The following is an 18,504-nucleotide window of genomic DNA, read 5'->3' as shown; positions in this document are numbered from 1 at the left end:
GCCCAGAAGTGGACGATCGACAGGCGATAGGAATACACCGGGCGTTCGGCCTGCTTGGGCACGTAGTAGTACATCATCCCCAGGAAGCCTGCGGTCAGGAAGAAGCCCACGGCGTTGTGGCCATACCACCACTGGACCATCGCATCGGTGGCGCCGGCGTAGATCGAGTAGGACTTGGTCAGGCTGACGGGCAGTTCCAGGTTGTTGACGATGTGCAGCATCGCCACGGTCAGGATGAAGCCGCCGTAGAACCAGTTACCGACATAGATGTGCTTGGTGTTGCGCTTGAGCAGCGTACCGAAGAACACCACGGCGTAGGCGACCCAGACGACGGTGATCAGGATGTCGATGGGCCATTCCAGTTCGGCGTATTCCTTGGAACTGGTGAAGCCCAGCGGCAGGGTGATAGCCGCCAGCAGGATCACCAGTTGCCAGCCCCAGAAGGTGAACGCCGCCAGGGCGGGGGCGAACAGGGTGGTCTGGCAGGTGCGTTGCACCGAATAATAGGAAGTGGCGAACAAGGCACAGCCGCCGAAGGCGAAGATCACCGCATTGGTGTGCAGCGGTCGCAGGCGGCCGAAGCTGGTCCAGGGAAGGTCGAAGTTCAGGGAAGGCCAGACGAGTTGCGCGGCAATGAAAACGCCGAGCCCCATCCCGACGATTCCCCACACCACCGTCATGATGGCGAATTGGCGGACCACCTTGTAGTTATAGGCGGTACTGCTGGTTGTGTTCATGTATGGGTTCCCATCCACGGTTATAGGCAGGCTAGATAGCGAGGCAAGCATGAGTAATGGGCACATTGCCGGTATTGACGGGGATCAATGGGCGCAGGTGGGAAATATCCCAGGCTTGCGCTGCGATCCTCCGAGAATTCGGGGGGATCAGGACTACAAGGGCTGCCTGATCCTGGCCCACGGGGCGGGGGCGCCGATGGACAGTGATTTCATGGAGGACATGGCGCAAAGGCTGGCGGCGCAAGGGGTAGGCGTGATCCGCTTCGAGTTCCCCTACATGGCCCAACGCCGCGAGGGCGGCGGCAAGCGGCCGCCAAACCCGCAGAAGGTGCTGCTCGACTGCTGGCGCGAGGTGTATCGTCAGGTGCGACTATTGGTCGCGGGGCCGTTGGCCATTGGCGGCAAGTCCATGGGCGGGCGCATGGCGAGCCTACTGGTCGATGAGCTGGGGGCCGATGCCTTGGTTTGCCTGGGGTATCCGTTCTATGCGGTGGGCAAGCCGGAGAAGCCCCGGGTCGAGCATCTGGCGGGGTTGCGCACGCGTACGCTCATTGTCCAGGGGGAGCGGGATGCCTTGGGGAACCGGGAGGCGGTGGCGGGGTATGTGTTGTCGCCTGCGATCGAGTTGTGTTGGTTGGCGGCTGGGGATCATGACTTGAAGCCGCTGAAGGCGTCGGGCTTGACGCATGAGGGGCATCTGCAGGTGGCGGCTGAGCGGGTTGCTGCGTTTTTGATGGGGTAGTTGGTTTGAGGTTGGTGGGCTGTTCCGTTTGGTTTGTCGACAAAACGGCTTTGGTTAATTTGGCCAAGACCAAAGTAACCAAAGCCGTAAAGGCGAAAACGCCAGTGGCGTCACCACCAGAGCCGGATAATCACACTACCCAAAAACAGCTCAGTCGCGATACTCACACAGGTAGGCCGTATCCACCGCCACCTTCAGCTGGAACTTGCTGTCCGCAGGCACATTGAACTGGCTCCCCGCCTTGAAGACTTCCCAGTTATCGCTCCCCGGCAGCTTCACGGTCAGCGCGCCGGACACCACGTGCATGATTTCCCGCTTGGCCGTGCCGAACTCGTATTCGCCCGGCGCCATGACACCCACGGTAGCTGGACCTTCCTCGCCCGTGAAGGCGATCGACTTGACGGTGCCATCGAAGTACTCATTGACCTTGAACATGGAGCGACTCCTGAAAAAAGGGAGGAAAAAAGGCTGGCCAGTATGCCCAAGCCCCAACACCTCGTCATCTGAATTCAGGTGCCGCTGGCCGGCAGGCTCAAGGGGAGTAACCGCGCAGTGTTGCGGGCGTCTTCCAGGGCGCGATGCTGCTGGCCGGCGAACTGCAGGCCGGCCAGTTGCAGGGCGCTGTTCAGCCCCATCGGGCGCTGCAGTTGGCGGGCCTTGGCAAAGCGCTGTTTGAGGTTGATGTGGGGCAGGGCCTGCAGCAGGCTGGTGAGCTGGTGCTGTTTCCATTCCTGTTGCAGCTGCTGGCGGTCGTAGTCGCCCCAGCTGACCCAGGCCTGCAACTGCCCCTGATGATGGCCGAGCCAGCGCTCGAACTGCGCCCAGACCTCGGTAAAGGAGGCTGCGCCGTCGACACTGGCCTGGGTGATATGGGTCAACTCACGGCAGAAGGGGGTCAGCTGTGGTCGCCGCCTGGGCCGCACGAAGCGCTGGAAGTGATCGATCTCGCGACCTTCGCGTGTCACCAGGCTCGCCCCGATTTCAATGATTTCCATCTCCGTGACGGGCCAGCCACCGTCATCGGTGGTCGCTTCCAGGTCAATCACCAGCCAATGCCCCATACCGGGCTCCCGTGCAAGACGCAGTCCCCTGCGTGGTCGCTAGAGCGTAGCCAATCTGAGGCCCAAGGGCATCCCCTGGCACAATGCTGCTGTTTTGACATCGCAGAAGGTTGTGCCCTGGCGGGAAAGCGCCTAGCTTAGTTGAATCCATTCACAAACCGTGATGAGTGTCTGCTTTTGACTTCCGTGACCGGCTCGAAGGCCTTGTCTTCCTTGTTGATACTCGCCGCAGTGTGGATGGCGGTGCCTGCGTCGGCGCAAGCGGTTGTCGAGGTGAGGGTCGGGGCGGCGCATTTTCCGCCTTATACCGTGCGTCCCGAGCAGGGCGCTGACAACGGCCTGTTGCCGCAATTGCTCAAAGCCCTCAACCAGCAACAGCACAGCTACCACTTCGTGCAGGTTCCCACGTCGATTCCTCGGCGTTTTGGCGATTTCCAGCAAGGGCGCACGGACATCGCGATATTCGAGAATCCCAAATGGGGCTGGGAACAGGTTCCCCACGAAAGCGTGGACATGGGCCTGGAAGATGCCGAAGTGTTCGTCGCACGCCAACAGGCCGGGCGAGACCAGCAGTATTTCAGCAGCCTGCAAGGCAAACGCCTGGCATTGTTCCACGGCTATCACTACGCCTTTGCCGACTTCAATTCCGACCCCCGCTATCTGAGCCAGAACTTCAGCGCCACGCTGACCTACTCCCACGACAGCAACTTGCTGATGGTGCAGCGTGGACGTGTCGACATTGCCCTGGCGACGCGATCGTTTCTAGCCGACTTCATGGCGCGAAACCCGGACAGCCGGGCGCAGCTGATGGCCTCCGAGCGGGTCGATCAGGTCTATCACCACTATGCGATGGTGCGCCCAGGCGCGCCGATCGATGCCCGGACATTCGCCGCCTTGCTCGATCGGCTGCGCGCGAGCGGCGAATTGCTGCGCATCTTCCAGCCCTATCGGATCAACGTCGTGGCGCCGAGCGGCCACTAAATTCCCCAATGCCCGTCACGTCTACCGGATTGAGCCTTCATTTCAATGTCGTGAGCCATGACCATGCCGTTCGATGCCGATTCGCAGCCCCTTTCCCTGCCGCGTTGGCGCAGTCTCAGCGCCGATGAAAACGATTGCCGGTTGAGCCTGACCCTGGAGGGGCAAGCATTGATCCGGGTTCGCCTGACCCCAGGCGAGCCGCTGCACATCCACCTCGAGCAGGTGTGCCAAGCGCGCCCCGCGCAAGCGCTGTGGGCAGCCTGCTACTGGCTGCTCTCGCGGGATCCAGCGCGCCAGCGCCTGGTCTGGCATTGCCCGCATCCAGTGGATGCGGCCTTGGCCAGCGGCCTGCTGGTGCCCGGTGACCAGCCAGGGCTGTACCTGTGCGAGCGAGCGATGTTCTGGCAACTGCCGCAGCCCTGGCTGGGCGATGCGCAAGCCGGCGCTTATCCGCAGCAAATGCAGATCAGCGATGGCAAGCGCCATCCTCGTCGTGCACCCAAGCCCCGAGGCGAGGTGTACCGGCGATTCGATGCGCGCCTGGGGGCCTGGGTGTCGCTGCGCACGCTTGAAATCGAACAGGACCTGGAACGCTTCAATCGCTGGCAGAACGATGCACGTGTGCTGCAGTTCTGGCAGGAAGGCGGCACGCTCGAACAGCATCGCCAATACCTGACCAAGCTTCAGGCCGACCCGCATACCCTCACCTTGGTCGGCTGCTTCGATGACCAGCCCTTTGCCTACTTCGAGGCCTACTGGGCCAAGGAGGACCGCATCGCGCCGTTCTACCCGGCGGACGACTACGACCGGGGTATCCATATGCTGGTGGGCGAGCAGGCCCATCGCGGTCCGCATAAGGTAGCCAGTTGGCTGTCGGCGCTGGTGCACTATTTGTTCTTGGACGATCCGCGGACCCAGCGGGTGGTCGCCGAGCCGCGTGCCGACAACGGCAAGATGATCGGCTACATGCACGATCAGTGCTTCCATTGCGAAAAAGAGTTCGATTTTCCGCACAAACGGGCGGCGTTGATGATCTTGGGGCGGGAGCGGTTCTTCGACCGCTGCTCACTGTCCTGAGCCGATGGGGCCGCACAGCGGCCCCATCGGATTCAGGCCTGGCGGGTGTGCTTGCGGCAATGGATCAGGGCATCGCGGATCATGAAGTTGACCAGCGTCGGCGACACCCCCAGTTCCTTGGCGATGTCTTTCTGCGGCACGCCATGCAGGCGATACATCTCGAAGGCGTAACGGGTGCGCTGGGGCAACTCGCCGAGGGCCTCGGCGATGTGCTCGAGGGTGGCGAGGTTGATGTGGGTGGTTTCGGGCGAAGCGTTCTGCAGGACGACGTTCAGGCCTTCTTCTTCACTGCCGGAATACTTCTGCTCCATGGCCTGCTTGCGGTAGTGATCGATGGCCAGGTTGCGCACGATCTGGAACAGGTAGCTGAGCTGGGCCTTGAACGACGAGGTGATCTGCGGCGCGGCGCTGAGTCGGAAGAAGGCATCCTGCACCACATCTTCGGCGCGTGAACGGCAGCCGGTGATGCGGGCCGCGATCTTGACCAGGATGCTGCGGTTGTCGACGAATGCCTGGAGCAGTGGTGAATCGCACTTACTTGTGGATAGTTGTTCCGCCATGGAAATCACCTGGACGCTGAAGGGAAGGGGAAGGCGTCTGTGTAGGACGCTTCCTACGACGAGCGACAAATTATTCACAATGATAATGATTGTCAAATGCGAAAAGTAATTAGTAGCGTGACAGTTGCGTTCTAAGCCTCGACCGTTGAAATCGGCCCCTTTCGCCTCTCGTCTGCGTTGTCTACCGCCGCCAAGCGGTTTAATTATTTGCCCCGCCCATCCGTTCCCCTGTGTACATCCGGCTGTCGAACGCTTTGCGCCAGTCTCGCGGCGCAGCGTCGGCACGACTTATCCAGACACTGGCAGGAACTCCCCATGATGGACGCCTTCGAACTCCCGCTCTCGTTGGTCCACGCCCTGGCGCAACGCGCCACGCGGACCCCCGACCGGATCGCCTTGCGCTTTCTGGCCGATGATCCCAGCGAGCAGGCCGTGCTCAGCTATCAGGAGCTGGATCTGCGAGCGAGGGCCATTGCCGCGGCGCTGCAGGCGCGTACCGATTTTGGCGACCGGGCGGTACTGCTGTTTCCCAGTGGCCCGGACTACGTGGCGGCGTTCTTCGGTTGCCTGTACGCCGGGGTCATTGCCGTGCCGGCGTATCCGCCGGAATCTTCGCGGCGCCATCACCAGGAGCGTCTGCTGTCGATCATCGACGATGCCCAGCCGCGCCTGCTGCTCACCGTCGACGCCTTGCGCGACAGCTTGCAGGGCCTCGATGCCCTGGCGCAGCAGGGCGCCCCTGGCCTGCTGGCCGTGGACTGTCTGGACCCGGCGCTGGCGGCCGACTGGCGCGAGCCGGTGCTGACCGGTGAGCACATTGCCTTCTTGCAATACACCTCCGGCTCGACTGCCTTGCCCAAGGGCGTGCAGGTCAGCCATGGCAACCTAGTGGCCAACGAGCAACTGATCCGTCAGGGCTTTGGCATCGACCTGAATCCGGACGACGTGATCGTCAGCTGGTTGCCGCTGTACCACGACATGGGCCTGATCGGCGGGCTCTTGCAACCGATCTTCAGCGGCGTGCCCTGCGTGCTGATGTCGCCGGGCTATTTCCTTGCCCGGCCACAGCGCTGGTTGCAGGCGATCAGCGACTTCGGCGGCACCATCAGCGGCGGTCCGGATTTCGCCTACCGCCTGTGCAGCGAGCGGGTCAGCGAGGCGGCCCTGGCTGGCCTGGACCTGAGCCGTTGGCGGGTGGCGTATTCGGGGTCCGAACCGATTCGCCAGGACAGCCTGCAGACCTTCGCGGATAAGTTCAGTGCGTGTGGTTTCGAGGCGAGCAGCTTCTTTGCCAGCTACGGCCTGGCCGAGGCGACGCTGTTCGTCAGCGGTAGCCGCCGGGGCCAGGGCATCGCTGCCATGGCGCTGGACGCCGAGGCGCTCGCCGCCAATCGCGCCGAACCTGGCCGGGGCAGTGTACTGATGAGCTGTGGCTATCCGCAGCCCGGCCACGCCGTGCGCATCGTCGACCCGCAGCGCCTGGCGGTGTTGGGCGATAACCGCATCGGCGAAGTGTGGGCTGCAGGGCCGAGCATCGCGCAGGGCTATTGGCGCAACCCAGAGGCCACCGCGCGCGCCTTCGTCGAGCAGGACGGCCAGACCTGGCTGCGCACTGGGGATCTGGGCTTCATGCGTGATGGCGAGGTGTTTGTCACTGGGCGTCTGAAAGACATGCTCATCGTTCGGGGCCTGAACCTGTACCCACAGGATCTGGAAAAGACCCTTGAACGTGAAGTCGAAGGGCTGCGTAAAGGCCGTGTCGCGGTATTCGCCGTGGACGACCAGGGTGAGGAGGGTATCGGCGTGGCGGTGGAGATCAGCCGCAACGTGCAGAAGGTCATCAAGCCTCAGGACCTAATCCGTACTGTGCGCCAGGTGATTGCCGATGCCTGCCGTCAGGCACCTGCGGTGGTACTGCTGCTCAACCCCGGCGCCTTGCCCAAGACCTCCAGTGGCAAGCTCCAGCGCTCGGCCTGCCGCCTGCGCATGGCCGAGGGCAGCCTGGACTGCTATGCACGTTTTCCGACTGTCGAAGCGCCTGTGGCTGCGCAGGCGATAGGTGGTGAGCTGCAGGAGCGCATCGCGGCCATCTGGCGCGAGGTGCTCAAGGTCGAAGCGGTGGCGCCGGACGATCATTTCCTGCTGCTGGGCGGCAACTCCATCGCCGCCACCCAGGCGACCGCTCGCCTGGCGGACGCACTGGGTGTCGGCCTGAGCCTGAGCACGCTGTTCGAGTCGCCGACCCTGGCCGATTACAGCGCTGCGGTGGCAGCGAGCCTGGCCGAAGGTGGCACCGCGTCCGCGGCCATCGATGCTCTGGGGCGTGGCAAGGCTCTGCCGCAATCGCTGGCGCAGAACCGTCTGTGGCTTCTGTGGCAGCTGGCGCCGGAGTCGGCGGCCTATAACATCCCCGCCGGTTTGCACCTGCGGGGTGAGTTGGACGAGTCGGCGCTGCAGGCGAGCTTCCAGGCGCTGGTGGCACGTCACGAGTCCTTGCGAACGCATTTTTGCGAGGTCGACGGCCAGGGCATGCAGCAGGTCTTGCCCGAGGCGACCTTCGAGCTGCACCGCACGGATCTGCAAGGGGCGGACGCCGAGCAGGTCCTGGCCTGTCGCGAGGCCGAGGCGCGGCAGCCGTTCGACCTCACCCAAGGACCGCTGCTGCGCGTCACGCTGGCGCGCCTGGGCGAAGAGGATCACCAGCTCTGGGTAACCCTGCACCACATCGTTGCCGATGGCTGGTCGTTGAACATCCTGCTCGACGAATTCGCCAAGCTGTACGCTGCGCATTGCCAAGGCCTTCAGGCCAACCTGGCGCCCCTGCCGCTGGGCTACGCCGACTATGGTCATTGGCAGCGCCAATGGTTGGCCGGCGGCGAAGATGAGCGGCAGTTGAACCACTGGAAGGCGCAACTGGGCGATGAATTGCCGGTGCTCGACCTGTGCACCGACCATCCGCGCGCCACTGAGCGCACCCATCGCGCCGCGCGCCTGAGCGTGAAGGTGCCCGCCACGCTGGCCACTGCCCTGAACATGTTGGCCCGCGAGCAGCAGGCTAGCCTGTTCATGGTCCTGCTGGCCGCCTGGCAAGGCCTGTTGCACCGTTACACCGGTCAGGGCGATATCCGCGTCGGTGTGCCCAACGCCAACCGCCCGCGCCTGGAAACCCAGGGCATGGTGGGCTTTTTCATCAACACCCAAGTGCTGCGCGCCGAACTCCATGGCCGCCTGCCGTTCGATCAGTTACTGGCCCAGGTGCGCCAGGCCACACTGCTGGCCCAGGCCAACCAGGACTTGCCATTCGAGCAATTGCTCGAGGCGCTGCCAGATGCCCGCGAGCAGGGGCTGTTCCAGGTGATGTTCAACCATCAGCAGCGTGATCTTTCGGCGCTGCGCCGCCTGCCTGGTCTGCTCGCCGAAGAATTGCCCTGGCATAGCCGCGAGGCCAAGTTCGACCTGCAATTGCACAGCGAGCAGGATCACCAGGGGCGTTTGAGTCTGGCGTTCGACTATGCCGCCGAGCTGTTCGAGGCCGATACCATCGAACGTCTGGCCGGGCACCTGCTGACCCTGCTCGAGCAAGTCTGCGCTTGCCCGCAGCGCGTGCTGGGCGAGGTGCGCTTGCTCGACGACGCAGGCCATGCGCAACTGCTGGCTTGGGGGCAGGCGCCTGCGCCGAGCGCCCAGCGCCTGGTGGTCGAGCAACTGACCGACCAGGGCCAACGCACACCGGAGCGTACGGCGCTGGTGTGGGAAGGTGGCAGTCTCGACTACGCCAGCCTGCACCAGCAGGCCAATCGCCTGGCCCACTACCTGCGTGACAAGGGCGTCGGCCCGGACACCCGCGTGGCCATCGCCCTGGAACGCTCGCCTCAGTTGATGATCGGTCTGTTGGCCATCCTCAAGGCCGGTGGTGCCTATGTGCCGCTGGATGTCGACTACCCGGCCGAGCGCCTGGCTTACATGCTCAGCGACTGTGGCGCCGCACTGCTGCTCAGCCACAGCGCCACGCTCGAACGCCTGCCGCAGGTCCAGGGCGTCAGTGCCATCGCTTTGGATCAGTTGCATTTGGACAGCTGGCCGAGCCATGCCCCAGGCCTGCACCTGGACGGCGACAACCTGGCCTATGTGATCTACACCTCAGGCTCCACCGGCCAGCCCAAGGGCGTGGGCAACACCCATGCCGCGTTGGCTGAGCGCTTGCAATGGATGCAGGGCACCTACGCGCTGGACGACAGCGACGTGCTGATGCAGAAGGCACCGATCAGCTTCGACGTATCGGTGTGGGAATGCTTCTGGCCGTTGATCCAGGGGTGCACGCTGGTGCTGGCCGGCCCTGGCGAGCACCGCGACCCGCGGCGTATCGCCGAGCTGGTGCAGGCCCATGGCGTGACCACGCTGCATTTCGTCCCGCCGTTGCTGCAGGTGTTTGTCCAGGAGCCGCTGGCGGCGAGCTGTACCAGCCTGCGCCGGGTGTTCTCCGGCGGCGAGGCGCTGTCGGCACACCTGCGTGACCGCGTGCTGCAAGTCTTGCCGCAGGTGCAGTTGCACAACCGCTATGGCCCGACCGAGACCGCCATCAACGTCACCCACTGGCATTGCCAGACGCAGGATGGCGAAAGCTCGCCGATCGGCCGGCCGCTGGGCAACGTGCTGTGCCGAGTGCTGGATGACGAGCTGGAACTGACCGCGCCGGGCGTACCGGGCGAGCTGTGCCTGGGCGGCGCGGGCCTGGCCCGTGGTTACCTGGGCCGTCCTGGGCTGACCGCCGAACGCTTCGTACCCCAGCCCGATGGCAACGGCGAGCGCCTGTACCGTAGCGGCGACCGTGCCCGCTGGCTGGTGCCGCTGCAAGCCTTGGAATACCTCGGCCGCCTCGATCAACAGGTCAAGGTGCGAGGATTTCGTGTCGAGCCCCAGGAGGTCCAGGCCTGCCTGTTGGCCGAGCCGGGTGTCGATCAGGCCTTGGTGCTGGTCCACCCCGATGCCGTCGGTGCGCAGCTGGTCGGCTACTACAGCGGTGTCGAACAGTCCGAGGCGCTGCTCGCGGCCTTGGGCGAGCGCCTGCCGACCTACATGGTGCCGGCGCAACTGATTCACCTGGCAAAGATGCCCCTGGGGCCGAGCGGCAAGGTTGATCGCAAGGCACTGCCGGCACCGGTCTGGCAGCAACGCGGTCATGTCGAGCCGCAAAGCGTTGTGCAGAAACAGGTGGCGGCGATCTGGCGTGAGGTGCTGAATCTGCCACGGGTTGGCCTTCTGGATGATTTCTTCGCCCTCGGTGGCCACTCGCTGCTCGCCACCCAGATCGTCTCGCGCACCCGCCAGGCGCTCGACGTCGAGCTGCCGCTCAAGGCCTTGTTCGAGGCCAGCGAACTGGGTGCCTTCTGCGCCGAGATCGAGCGCATTCAGGCCGCCGGCGGGCACAACCGGCAAGGCGTCATCGAGCGGGTCGATCGGCGCCAGGCAGTGCCGCTGTCGTATTCGCAGCAGCGCATGTGGGTGCTGTGGCAGATGGCGCCGGACAGCCCGGCCTACAACGTCGGCGGTATGGCGCGCCTGCGCGGCGTGTTGCATGTGGATGCCTTCGAGCGGGCCCTGCAGGCCCTGGTCGTGCGCCATGAGACCCTGCGCACGACCTTCCCTGAGATCGACGGCGTGCCATATCAGTGCGTGGCCGAAGACAGCCCGCTGCGTGTGCAGTGGCATGATTTTTCCGCGCTCCAGGGCGAAGATTGCCAGCAGCGCTTGCAGCTACTGGCCGATGAGCAGGCGCACCTGCCGTTCGACCTGGCGCGCGGCCCGTTGCTGCGCGCCTGCCTGGTCAAGACCGGTGAGCGCGAGCACTACTTCGTGCTGACCCTGCACCACATTGTCACCGAAGGCTGGGCCATGGACATCTTCGCCCGTGAGCTGGGCGAGCTGTACGAGGCCTTCGTCGATGAGCGCGAGTCGCCCCTGGCGCCGCTGCCGGTGCAGTACCTCGATTACAGCGTCTGGCAGCGCCAGTGGCTCGAAAGCGGAGAAGCAGACCGCCAACTGGCCTACTGGAAAGCCCGCCTGGGTCACGAGCATCCGGTGCTGGCGCTGCCCTCGGACCGTCCGCGTCCGGCCGTGCAGAGCCATCGTGGCGAGCTGTACCGCTTCGACCTCGACCCCGCGCTGGTTGAACGTGTGCATGCCTTCAACAGCCAGCATGGCTTGACCTTGTTCATGACCATGACCGCCACCCTGGCCGCCTTGCTGCACCGCCACAGTGGCCAACGCGACCTGCGCATCGGCGCGCCGATGGCCAACCGCATCCGGCCGGAAAGCGAAGGGCTGATCGGCGCCTTCCTCAACACCCAGGTGCTGCGTTGCGAGCTCGATGGGCAAATGACCGGCAGCCAATTGCTCGAACAGGTCCGTCGCACCGTGATCGATGGCCAGTCGCACCAGGACCTGCCGTTCGACCAGTTGGTGGAGGCCTTGCAGCCCCCGCGCAGTAGCGCCTACAACCCGTTGTTCCAGGTGATGTGCAATGTCCAGCGCTGGGCCTTCCAGCAAAGCCGCGAACTGGCGGGCATGAGCGTGGATTACCTGGTCAACGACGCCAGTGCGACCAAATTCGACCTTTACCTGGAGGTGACTGATCTGGACGGTCGCCTGGGCTGCTGCCTGACCTACAGCCGTGACCTGTTCGACGAGCCGCGCATCGCCCGCATGGCCGAGCACTGGCAGCAATTGTTGGTCGGCCTGATCGATGCCCCGGGCTCGCGCCTGTGCGAGCTGCGGATGCTCAGCAACGCTGAGCAGCACGCGCTGGTCGGCCAGTTGCAGGGCGAGCAAGGCCTTGAGCTCGACCAGACCCTGCATGGCCTGTTCACCTTGCAGGCTTCGCGCAGCCCTCAGGCCCGGGCGCTGACCTTCGCCGGCCAGCACCTGACCTACGCTGAACTGGACCAGCAGGCCAACCGCCTGGCCCGCGCCCTGCGCGAGCGTGGCGTCGGGCCGCAGGTGCGGGTGGGCCTTGCCCTGGAGCGTTCGCTGGAAATGGTCGTGGGCTTGCTTGCCATCCTCAAGGCCGGCGGTGCCTACGTGCCGCTGGACCCGGAGTACCCACTCGACCGCCTGCGCTACATGATCGAGGACAGCCGACTCGGCCTGCTGCTTGGGCAGCGTGCCCTGTTCGATGCCATAGGGGGGCTGCCTGAAGGCGTGGCCCAGTGGTGCCTGGAAGATGATGCCGCGTCGCTTGCGCATTACAGCGACGCGCCACTGGACAACCTCAACCTGCCGCAGCATCAGGCCTACCTGATCTACACCTCAGGCTCCACCGGCCAGCCAAAGGGTGTGGTGGTCAGCCATGGCGAAATCGCCATGCATTGCCAGGCGGTGATCGCGGCCTTCGGCATGCGCAGCGACGACTGCGAGTTGCACTTCTATTCGATCAACTTCGACGCCGCCACTGAGCGCCTGCTGGCGCCGCTGTTGTGCGGCGCCCGGGTGGTGCTGCGTGGCCAGGGCCAGTGGGGTGCCGAAGAGATCTGCCAGCTGGTGCGCGCGCAGCAGGTGAGCATCCTGGGCTTCACCCCCAGTTACGGCAGCCAGTTGGCCCAGTACCTGCTCGGGCAGCACGAGCAGTTGCCGGTGCGCCTGGTGATCACCGGGGGCGAGGCATTGACCGGGGAGCATCTGCAGCGAATCCGCCAGGCATTCCTGCCACAGCAGTTCTTCAACGCCTACGGGCCGACCGAAACCGTGGTCATGCCGCTGGCCTGCCTTGCGCCGCAGCAGTTGCCGGCGGATGCGGGTAGCGTGCCGATCGGCCGGGTGATTGGGGCGCGCACGGCTTACGTTTTGGATGATGACCTGGCGTTACTGCCTCAGGGCGGCATCGGTGAGCTGTACATTGGGGGCGCCGGTCTTGCCCAGGGGTATCACGATCGTCCGGGACTGTCGGCTGAGCGCTTCGTCGCCGACCCGTTCAGTCAGGAGGGCGGCCGTCTGTACCGCACGGGGGACTTGGTGCGCCTGCGCGCCGATGGTTTGGTCGAGTATGTGGGGCGTGCTGATCAGCAGGTGAAAATCCGTGGTTTCCGTATCGAACTGGGCGAGATCGAAAGCCAGTTGCAGGCCCATGCCGCTGTCGATGAAGCCGTGGTCGTCGCCTTGGACCTGCCGGGGGGCAAGCAATTGGTGGGCTATCTGGTCTGCCCACAGGCCAGCGCTGACGCCGACACCCAGGCGGCCCTGCGCGAGGCGGTCAAGGCCCATGCCCGGCAGCACCTGCCGGATTACATGGTGCCTGCGCACCTAGTGCTGCTGAGCAGGCTGCCGCTGATGGGCAACGGCAAGCTCGATCGCCGCGCCTTGCCGGCGCCGGACATCGAGCAGGCACGCCAGCACTATCAGGCGCCGGCCAACGAACTGGAGCAACAACTGGCGCAGGTCTGGCAAGAGGTGCTCAACGTTGCCCGCATCGGTGTGCAGGACAACTTCTTCGAATTGGGGGGCGACTCGATTTTGTCGATTCAGGTGGTCAGTCGCGCCCGCCAGCTGGGCTTGCAGTTCACCCCGCGCGATCTGTTCCAACACCAGACTGTCCAGGCGCTCGCCGCCGTGGTCAGCCGTAGCGAGGCGCAAAGCGGCATCGAGCAGGGCGCTCGGCAGGGCAGCAGCGCCCTGACGCCAATCCAGCGATGGTTCTTCGACAGCGAGATCGTTCACCCTCAACACTGGAATCAGGCCGTGCTGCTGGAGGTCCGTCAGCCGTTGCAGACTCAGGCGCTGGAGCATGCCCTGGCGGCGCTGGTGGCGCATCACGACAGCCTGCGCCTACGCTTTACCCAGGCCAGCGGGCATTGGCAGGCCGAGTACGTCCAATCGCCTGGCCAGCAATTACTGTGGGTCGCCACCGTGGCGGATTTCGAGAATTGCCAGGCGCTGTACACCGATGTACAGCGCAGCCTGGACCTTGCCGAAGGCCCATTGCTGCGTGCGCTGCTGGTGACCGACGGGCAGGGTGCCCAGCGCTTGCTGCTGGCGATCCATCACCTGGTGGTGGACGGTGTGTCCTGGCGCGTGCTGCTCGAGGACCTGCAGGCGCTCTACCGTGGCCAGCCTCTGGCGGCCAAGACCCACGCCATGGCTGACTGGGCCGCGCGCCTGGTCAGCTATGCCGGCAGCGACTCACTGCGTGACGAGCTTGGCTGGTGGCAGGATCAGCTCGGTACTGCCCGTCGCGAACTGCCCTGCGATCATCCCCAGGGCGGCAACCTGCACCGCCATGCCCGTACCTTGGCCATCGGCCTGGACGAGGAGCAGACCCGCCAGTTGCTGCAACAGGCACCTGCGGCCTACCGAACCCAGGTCAATGACCTACTGCTCACTGCCCTGGCGCGCACCCTGTGCCGCTGGAGTGGCGACAGCCAGGTGCTGGTGCAACTGGAAGGCCATGGTCGTGACGGCCTGTTCGAGGACATGGACCTGACCCGAAGCGTCGGCTGGTTCACCAATGCCTATCCGCTGTGCCTGACGCCGCAACTGGGCGACACCGATCAGGACTTCGCCGCGGCCATCAAGGGCATCAAGGAACAACTGCGCCAGGTGCCGCACAAGGGGCTGGGATATGGCGTGCTGCGCTACCTGACCGACACCACCGGGCGCGAAGCCATGGCCGCCTTGCCCCAGGCGCGCATCACCTTCAACTACCTGGGCCAGTTCGACCAGCAGTTTGACAGTGCCGCGCTGTTCCAGCCGCTGGATGCGCCGGCAGGCCTGGCCCACGACCTGGATGCGCCGCTGCCCAATTGGCTCAGCGTCGATGGCCAAGTGTATGGCGGTGCCCTGCAACTGCGCTGGACCTTCAGCACCGAGCGCTATGACGAGGCGACCATCGCCGCGTTGGCCGAGGCCTATCGCCAGGAACTGCTGGCCCTGGTCGGCCATTGCCTGGCCGACGGCACCGGCAGTTTCACGCCTTCGGATTTCCCGCTGGCCCGCCTGACCCAGGCGCAGATCGACGCCTTGCCGGTTCCGGCAGCGCAGATCGAGGATGTCTACCCGCTCACGCCCATGCAGGAAGGCCTGCTGCTGCACACCTTGCTGGAACCGGGCACAGGCATCTACTACATGCAGGACCGCTACCGCATCGACAGCGCCCTGGATTCCGAGCGCTTCGCCCAGGCCTGGCAGGCCGTGGTGGCGCGCCACGAGGCCCTGCGTGCCTCGTTCAGCTGGAACGCCGGCGAAGCGATGCTGCAGATCATCCACAAACCAGGCAAGACGCCGCTGGACTACCAAGACTGGCGCGGTCTTGACGACGCGGCCCAGGAGGCGCGCCTGCAAGCGCTGCACAAGCAGGAGCGCGAAGCCGGCTTCGACCTGCTGCGCGAGGCTCCTTTCCACCTGCGGCTGGTACGGGTTGCTGACGACCGCTACTGGTTCATGATGAGCAACCACCACATCCTCATCGATGCCTGGTGCCGTTCGTTGCTGATGAACGATTTCTTCGCGCTCTACCAGGCCCTGGGCGAGGGGCGCGCCGCTCAGTTGCCAGTGCCGCCGCGCTACCGCGACTACATCGGCTGGCTGCAACGCCAGGACCTGGGCGAGGCGCGCCAGTGGTGGCAGCGCAACCTGGCAGGCTTCGAGCGCGCCACGGCCATCCCCAGCGACCGGCCGCTGCGCCATGATCATGCGGGCAACGGCATGATCGTCGGCGACTGCTACACCCGCCTTGACGTGCGCGACGGCGTGCGACTGCGTGAGCTGGCCCAGGCACACCAGTTGACCATCAACACCTTCGCCCAGGCGGCCTGGGCGCTGGTGCTGGCCCGCTACAGCGGCGAGCGCGACGTGGTCTTCGGCGTCACCGTGGCCGGTCGCCCGGTCAGCCTGCCGCAGATGCAGCGCACCGTCGGCCTGTTCATCAACAGTATTGCCCTGCGTGTGCAACTGCCCGACCCGGGCCAGCGTCAGCGCGTGGGTCAATGGTTGCAAGGCCTGCTTGAGCGCAACATGGAACTGCGCGAGTACGAGTACCTGCCGCTGGTAGCGATCCAGGAGTGCAGCGAGCTGCCCAAGGGCCAGCCACTGTTCGACAGCCTGTTCGTGTTCGAGAACGCGCCGGTGGAAACCGCCGTGCTGGACCATGCCCAGCAGCTGAACGCCAGCTCCGATTCGGGCCGTACCCACACCAACTTCCCGCTCACGGCGGTGTGCTACCCAGGCGACGACCTGGGCCTGCACCTGTCGTTTGACCAGCGTTACTTCGACTTCGCCACCGTCGAGCGCTTGTTGGCGGAGTTCAAGCGCCTGCTGTTGGCGCTTGTAGAAGGCTTCGACGGTGACGTGGCCGAACTGCCGTTGCTTGGCGAAGCCGAGCAACGCTTCCTGCTGGAAGACTGCAACCGCACCGAACACGCCTATGCGCTGGAGCAGAGCTATGTCGAGCTGTTCGAGGCGCGGGTCGCCGCGCACCCTGAGCGCACGGTCGCTTGCTGCCTGGACGCGTCCTGCGACTACGCCGGGCTGAACCTTGTGGCCAACCGCCTGGGCCATGCCTTGATCGCCGCGGGCGTGGCCATCGACCAGCCGGTGGCGCTGCTCGCCGAGCGTGGCCTGCCGCTGCTGGGCATGATCGTCGGTTGCTTCAAGGCCGGCGGTGGTTATCTGCCGCTGGACCCGGGCCTGCCGCCTGCGCGCCTGCAGCGCATCGTCGAACTCAGCCGCACGCCGGTGCTGGTGTGCACGGCGGCGTGCGCCGAGCAGGCGCGTCAGTTGCTCGATGAGATCTCCGGGGTCGCCAGGCCGACGTTGCTGGTATGGGAGCAGGTGCAAGCCAGTGCCATGGCCAGTCACAACCCAGGCATCTACAGCGCGCCCGACAACCTGGCCTACGTGATCTACACCTCCGGCTCCACCGGCCTGCCCAAGGGGGTGATGGTCGAGCAACGCGGCATGCTCAACAACCAGTTGAGCAAGGTGCCGTACCTGGAGTTGGACGAGCACGACGTGATTGCCCAGACCGCGTCCCAGAGCTTCGACATTTCGGTGTGGCAGTTCCTCGCAGCGCCCTTGTTCGGTGCCCGGGTGCAGATCGTGCCGAACGCCATCGCCCACGACCCGCAAGGCCTGCTGGCGCACGTGCAGGCCACTGGCATCACGGTGCTTGAGAGCGTGCCTTCGCTGATCCAGGGCATGCTCGCCAGCGAGCAACGGGCACTCGAAGGCCTGCGCTGGATGCTGCCAACCGGCGAGGCCATGCCTCCGGAGCTGGCCGCCCAATGGTTGCAACGCTATCCGCACATCGGGCTGGTCAACGCCTATGGCCCGGCGGAGTGCTCGGACGATGTGGCGTTCTTCCGGGTCGATGTCGCGTCGACCCAGGGCAGCTACCTGCCGATCGGCACGCCGACCGATAACAACCGTCTGTACTTGCTCGACGAGGCCCAGGCCCTGGTGCCTTTGGGAGCGGTGGGCGAGTTGTGCGTGGCCGGCACCGGCGTTGGGCGTGGCTATGTGGGGGACCCGCTGCGCACGGCGCTGGCTTTCATCCCTCACCCCTTCGGTGCCCCGGGCGAGCGTCTGTACCGCACGGGCGACTTGGCACGGCGCCGGGTCGATGGTGTGCTCGAATACGTGGGCCGTATCGACCATCAGGTGAAGATCCGCGGCTACCGCATCGAGCTGGGTGAGATCGAAGCCCGTCTGCATGAGCAGGTCGAGATTCGTGATGCGGCAGTGGGCGTGCAGGAGGGCGTCAACGGCAAGCATCTGGTCGGCTACCTAGTGGCGCACCAGGGCGTGGCGGCCGATGCCGCGCTGTTGGAGCAGCTAAAGGCGCGTCTGCGCGCCGAGTTGCCGGAATACATGGTGCCGCTGCACTGGGCCTGGCTGGCGAACCTGCCCCACAACGCCAACGGCAAGCTCGACCGCAAGGCCCTGCCTGCGATCGACATCGGCGCGCAGCACAGCCAGGACTACCTGGCGCCCCGCGACGAGCTGGAGCACAAGTTGGCGGGGATCTGGGCCGATGTGCTCAAGGTCGAGCGCGTGGGGGTGCACGACAACTTCTTTGAGTTGGGCGGGCATTCCTTGTTGGCAACCCAGATCGCCTCGCGTGTGCAGCAGCAGTTGCAACTGAATGTGCCGCTGCGGGCGATGTTCGAGTGCAACACCGTGGAAGCATTGGCCGAGTACGTGCGAGCGCTGGAGGGCAGCGCGCTGGACGAGGGCAAGGTGGACCGGCTCAGTGACCTGATGGCGGAGTTGGAGGCGCTTTGAGGTGTAGGGGCGCGTTGCGCCCCGTCGCGGATGAACCCGCTTCGGCAGACACTGCGGTGTTCTCGAAACCACGGTGC

At 65.1% G+C, this 18,504-nt stretch carries 7 protein-coding genes and 1 pseudogene; 4 read left to right on the top strand and 4 right to left on the bottom strand.

The genetic code is table 11. From position 1 onward, the window contains the following. Positions 1-680 (bottom strand): annotated as a pseudogene (locus HMPREF3173_RS25040) (cbb3-type cytochrome c oxidase subunit I); the annotation flags it as partial. A gap of 106 nt (positions 681-786) precedes the next feature. Between HMPREF3173_RS25040 and HMPREF3173_RS15090 the strand changes: the two are divergent. After that, positions 787-1,479: an alpha/beta family hydrolase gene (locus tag HMPREF3173_RS15090; protein ID WP_070574324.1), complete on the top strand. Its 693-nt coding sequence runs from the start codon at positions 787-789 to the stop codon at positions 1,477-1,479. Positions 1,480-1,629: 150 nt separating this feature from the next. Here HMPREF3173_RS15090 and HMPREF3173_RS15085 read toward each other — a convergent pair whose 3' ends face one another. Both HMPREF3173_RS15085 and HMPREF3173_RS15080 read right to left on the bottom strand, forming a co-directional pair. Further along, a complete protein-coding gene (locus HMPREF3173_RS15085; RefSeq protein ID WP_043212311.1) occupies positions 1,630-1,914 on the bottom strand; it encodes a pyrimidine/purine nucleoside phosphorylase in 285 nt (94 codons plus the stop codon). A 74-nt stretch (positions 1,915-1,988) separates the two neighbouring features. Then, positions 1,989-2,540, bottom strand: a complete 552-nt coding sequence (locus HMPREF3173_RS15080; RefSeq protein WP_043212313.1) for a 3'-5' exonuclease — start codon at positions 2,538-2,540, stop codon at positions 1,989-1,991. 237 nt (positions 2,541-2,777) lie between these two features. On the opposite strand from HMPREF3173_RS15080, the gene HMPREF3173_RS15075 reads away from it, so the two are divergent. After that, a complete protein-coding gene (locus HMPREF3173_RS15075) occupies positions 2,778-3,521 on the top strand; it encodes a substrate-binding periplasmic protein (RefSeq protein WP_371906677.1) in 744 nt (247 codons plus the stop codon). A gap of 63 nt (positions 3,522-3,584) precedes the next feature. After that, complete coding sequence (locus HMPREF3173_RS15070) at positions 3,585-4,598, top strand: GNAT family N-acetyltransferase (protein WP_070574322.1); 1,014 nt, start codon at positions 3,585-3,587, stop codon at positions 4,596-4,598. A gap of 32 nt (positions 4,599-4,630) precedes the next feature. Here the strand turns inward: HMPREF3173_RS15070 and HMPREF3173_RS15065 are convergent, their stop codons facing one another. Next, a complete protein-coding gene (locus HMPREF3173_RS15065) occupies positions 4,631-5,158 on the bottom strand; it encodes an RNA polymerase factor sigma-70 (RefSeq protein ID WP_043212316.1) in 528 nt (175 codons plus the stop codon). A 315-nt stretch (positions 5,159-5,473) separates the two neighbouring features. Here HMPREF3173_RS15065 and HMPREF3173_RS15060 point away from each other — a divergent pair, with 315 nt between their 5' ends. After that, positions 5,474-18,427: a non-ribosomal peptide synthetase gene (locus HMPREF3173_RS15060; RefSeq protein WP_070574238.1), complete on the top strand. Its 12,954-nt coding sequence runs from the start codon at positions 5,474-5,476 to the stop codon at positions 18,425-18,427. Positions 18,428-18,504 lie beyond the last annotated feature (77 nt).

The organism is Pseudomonas sp. HMSC08G10, from assembly GCF_001808425.1.
In the GTDB taxonomy this organism is placed as follows: Bacteria; Pseudomonadota; Gammaproteobacteria; order Pseudomonadales; family Pseudomonadaceae; genus Aquipseudomonas; species Aquipseudomonas guariconensis.
Note: the sequence above shows the minus strand (reverse complement) of the source record. Positions and strands in the feature narration are given on the sequence as shown.